This is a genomic window from Pseudonocardia pini (assembly GCF_013870575.1).
GTDB classification, from domain to species: Bacteria; Actinomycetota; Actinomycetes; order Mycobacteriales; family Pseudonocardiaceae; genus Pseudonocardia; species Pseudonocardia pini.
The window spans coordinates 1-3,720 of record NZ_JACBXB010000570.1; the positions used below are offsets into that span (position 1 = coordinate 1).

4 protein-coding genes and 1 pseudogene are annotated in these 3,720 nt (G+C 73.1%); all 5 read left to right on the forward strand.

The window, feature by feature from the left end; all coding sequences use genetic code 11:
* Positions 1-149 (forward strand): annotated as a pseudogene (locus H5J29_RS24860) (shikimate dehydrogenase); the annotation flags it as partial.
* Between the two features lie 19 nt (positions 150-168).
* Positions 169-414, forward strand: coding sequence for a DUF3253 domain-containing protein (locus H5J29_RS24865; protein WP_181783450.1), 246 nt, complete (start codon positions 169-171; stop codon positions 412-414).
* A gap of 1 nt (position 415) precedes the next feature.
* Positions 416-1,201 (forward strand): methyltransferase domain-containing protein, encoded by a 786-nt coding sequence (locus H5J29_RS24870; RefSeq protein WP_181783451.1) that lies wholly within the window; start codon positions 416-418, stop codon positions 1,199-1,201.
* 7 nt (positions 1,202-1,208) lie between these two features.
* A complete protein-coding gene (locus H5J29_RS24875; protein WP_181783452.1) occupies positions 1,209-1,904 on the forward strand; it encodes a dienelactone hydrolase family protein in 696 nt (231 codons plus the stop codon).
* A 111-nt stretch (positions 1,905-2,015) separates the two neighbouring features.
* The gene (locus tag H5J29_RS24880; protein WP_181783453.1) at positions 2,016-3,602 is read left to right on the forward strand and encodes a flavin-containing monooxygenase; all 1,587 of its coding nucleotides are present in this window, start codon (positions 2,016-2,018) and stop codon (positions 3,600-3,602) included.
* Positions 3,603-3,720: the final 118 nt, after the last annotated feature.

Here is a 3,720-nt window from a genome sequence, read left to right on the forward strand (position 1 = left end):
GCGCGGCGATGGCGGGCTGCCGGATCGCGAGCGGGCTGGACATGCTGCTGCACCAGGCCGTCGCGCAGGTGGAGCTGATGACCGGCCGCCCCGGTCCCGTCGCGGAGATGCGCGCGGCCCTGGACGAGGCGGTCCTCGCTCGTCACTGAGACGTGCGATCGTGGGGCCGTGACCGACGGGGCGGGGAGGGCCGAGCGCACGATCCTCGATCTGCTCGACGCGCGGACCGGCACCATCTGTCCCTCCGACGCCGCCCGCAGGCTCGATCCCGAGGGCTGGCGGGACCGGATGGACGAGGTCCGCGCCGCGGCGGGACGGCTCGCCGCGGCGGGCGAGGTCGAGATCACCCAGCGCGGCGAGGTGATCGACCTCGACACGGCGAAGGGACCGATCCGCATCCGTAAGGTGTGGTGAGGTGAGAGACGTCTACACCCACGGCCACCACGACTCCGTGCTGCGCTCGCACCGCAACCGGACCGTCGAGAACTCCGCCGGCTACCTCGTCCCGCTGCTCCGTCCCGGCCTGGACCTGCTCGACGTCGGCTGCGGACCCGGGACCGTCACCCACGACCTGGCGTCGCGGGTCGCGCCGGGCCGGGTCCGCGGCGTCGACGTCGTCGAGGCCCCACTCGTCGAGGCCCGCGCCCAGGGCGGCGGTGTCGAGTTCGCCGTCGACGACGTCTACCGCCTCTCCGACCCCGACGACAGCTGGGACGTCGTGCACGCCCACCAGGTCCTGCAGCACCTGTCGGACCCCGTCGCGGCCCTGCGGGAGATGCGCCGGGTGACCCGACCGGGCGGGGTCGTGGCGGCCCGGGACGCGGACTACGCCGCGTTCACCTGGTACCCCGCCGAACCGCGGCTCGACGCGTGGCTGGAGCTCTACCGGGCCGTCGCGCACTCCAACGATGCCGAGCCCGACGCGGGCCGTCGACTGCTCGCGTGGGCCCACGCCGCCGGGTTCACCGAGGTCACGCCCACCGCGTCGGTCTGGTGCTACGCCACCCCCGAGGCCCGGGCCTGGTGGGGCGGGCTGTGGGCGGACCGGATCCTGCAGTCCGCGATCGCGGAGCAGGCCGTCGATCGGGGCCTGGCGACCCGGGCCGATCTCGAGGACCTCTCCGCGGGCTGGCGGTCGTGGGCCGCCGAACCGGACGGCTGGTTCCTCCTCCCCCACGGCGAGATCCTCGCCAGGGCATGATCCCGCCATGAGCTACGAGAAGGTGAGCGCCGGCGACGGCGGGGTCTTCGACGCCTACCTGGCCCTGCCCGCCGCGGGCCACGGCCCCGGCGTGCTGGTCTTCCAGGAGATCTTCGGGATCAACGACAACATCCGCGGCATCTGCGACCGGCTCGCGGGCGAGGGGTACGTCGCGCTGGCCCCGGACGTGTTCTGGCGGCTGGAGCCCCGGTTCGAGCGCAAGGACGAGTCCGGCATGCAGGACGGCATGGGCATGGTCCAGCGGCTGGACTTCGGGCTGGCCGCGAGCGACATCACGGCGACGCTGGCCCACCTGCGCGGGCTGTCCGCCTGTACCGGGAAGGTCGGGGCGATCGGCTTCTGCCTCGGCGGCACCCTCACCTACCTCTGTGCCACCACCAACCCGGACCTCGACGCCGCCGTGCCCTACTACGGCTCCGGCATCCACGACATGCTCGGGAGCGCGGGCGCGCTGCGCTGCCCCACCCTGTTCCACTACGGCGACCACGACCCGTTCATCCCGGCCGAGCAGATCGCGCTCGTCGAGGCGGCGGTGGCCGACAAGCCGAACGTGACGGTGCGCCACCACGACGCCGGGCACGCCTTCTCCAACTGGGACGCCCCCTCGATGTACGACGAGCGCGCCGCCGCCGAGGCGTGGACCCAGACCACCGAGTTCCTCGCCGCCCAGCTCCGGCACTGAGCCGACACTGAGCCGACACTGAACCGACACTGAACCGGCACTGAACGAACGCTCAGCAGATCCGGGCGTCGTGAGGCATCCTGAGGTGACCGCCGTCACGAGGGAGTGCCGATGCCGGACGTGGACGTCGTCGTCGTGGGAGCCGGGTTCGCCGGTCTGTACCAGCTGCACCGGCTGCGCGGGCTCGGCCTGCGCACCCGGGTGGTAGAGGCCGGGAGCGGGGTCGGGGGCACCTGGTTCTGGAACCGGTACCCCGGCGCACGCTGCGACGTCGAGAGCCTCGAGTACTCCTACTCCTTCTCCCCCGAGCTGGAGCAGGAGTGGGAGTGGTCCGAGCGCTACCCCGCGCAGCCGGAGATCCTGCGCTACGTCGAGCACGTCGCCGACCGCTTCGACCTGCGGCGCGACGTCGCGTTCGACACCCGGGTGACCGCCGCGACCTGGCAGGACGACCACTGGGAGATCGAGACGGACGCGGGCGGGCGGATCGCCGCGACCTACTGCGTGTTCGCCACCGGCTGCCTGTCCGTGCCCAAGGAGCCCGACCTCCCGGGCGTCGAGACGTTCGCCGGACCCACGTACTCCACGGCCCGCTGGCCGCACGAGGGCGTGGATCTCACCGGGCGGCGGGTCGCCGTGGTCGGCACCGGCTCCTCCGGGGTGCAGTCCATCCCGGTGATCGCCGAGCAGGCCGCGCGGCTGACGGTGTTCCAGCGGACCGCGAACTACGTCGTCCCGGCCCGCAACGGCCCCCTGGAGCCCGCCGTCCAGCAGGCTCGCAAGGCGGACTACCCCCGGCACCGACAGGCCGCGCGCGAGTCGGTGAACGGGCTGCTGGGCACGCCGTCGCAGGTCTCGGCGCTGTCGGTCGACGAGGCCGAGCGCACCGCCGCCTTCGAGCGGGCCTGGGAGCGGGGCGGGCTGTCGTCCTTCCGGCAGACCTTCGGCGACCTCGGCCTCGACCTCGCCGCCAACGACACCGCGGCCGAGTTCATCCGCTCGAAGATCCGCGAGGTCGTGGACGACCCGGAGACGGCCGAGGCCCTCGGCCCCCGCGACCATCCGTTCGGCACCAAGCGGCCCTGTCTGGACACGGGCTACTTCGAGACGTACAACCGGCCCCACGTCCGGCTCGTGGACCTGCACAAGACACCGATCGAGGAGATCACCCCGACCGGGGTGCGGACGACCGACGAGCTCGTCGAGGTCGACGACCTGGTGCTCGCCACCGGGTTCGACGCGATGACCGGCGCGCTGCTCGCCGTCGACGTCACCGGCCGGGACGGCCGCCGGCTCCGCGACGAGTGGGCGCACGGCCCGCGTACCTACCTCGGCCTGGGCGTGGCGGGGTTCCCGAACCTGTTCACGATCACCGGGCCGCAGAGCCCGTCGGTGCTGTCGAACATGCTGGTGTCGATCGAGCAGCACGTGGACTGGGTCACCGACTGCCTCGCGACGCTCGCGGGCCGCACGATCGAGGCCGAGGAGCAGGCCCAGGACCGCTGGGTGGCGCACAACGCCGAGGCCGGCGCGCAGACCCTCATGGGTCTGGCGAACTCCTGGTACCTGGGCGCGAACGTGCCCGGCAAGCCGCGGGTGCTGCTGCCCTACACGGGCGGGGTGGGGCCCTACCGCGAGATCTGCGACGCGGTCGCGGCGAAGGGCTACGCGGGCTTCCGCGTCACGGAGACCGCGTAGGAGCCACCCGTGAACGGCGCGCGGTCCCAGGTGGCCCAGCGGTCCTCGAGGGCCAGACCCGTTGCCGCGCACCAGCCGTCGTAGTCGGTGAGGGTGGGCCAGCCCGCCTGGAGGGTGA

What these genes read in the sequence shown, in the direction of transcription:
- H5J29_RS24875 (WP_181783452.1), top strand. Translation starts at nt 1,209, where the DNA reads ATGAGCTACGAGAAGGTGAGCGCCGGCGACGGCGGGGTCTTCGACGCC.
- H5J29_RS24880 (WP_181783453.1), top strand. Translation starts at nt 2,016, where the DNA reads ATGCCGGACGTGGACGTCGTCGTCGTGGGAGCCGGGTTCGCCGGTCTG.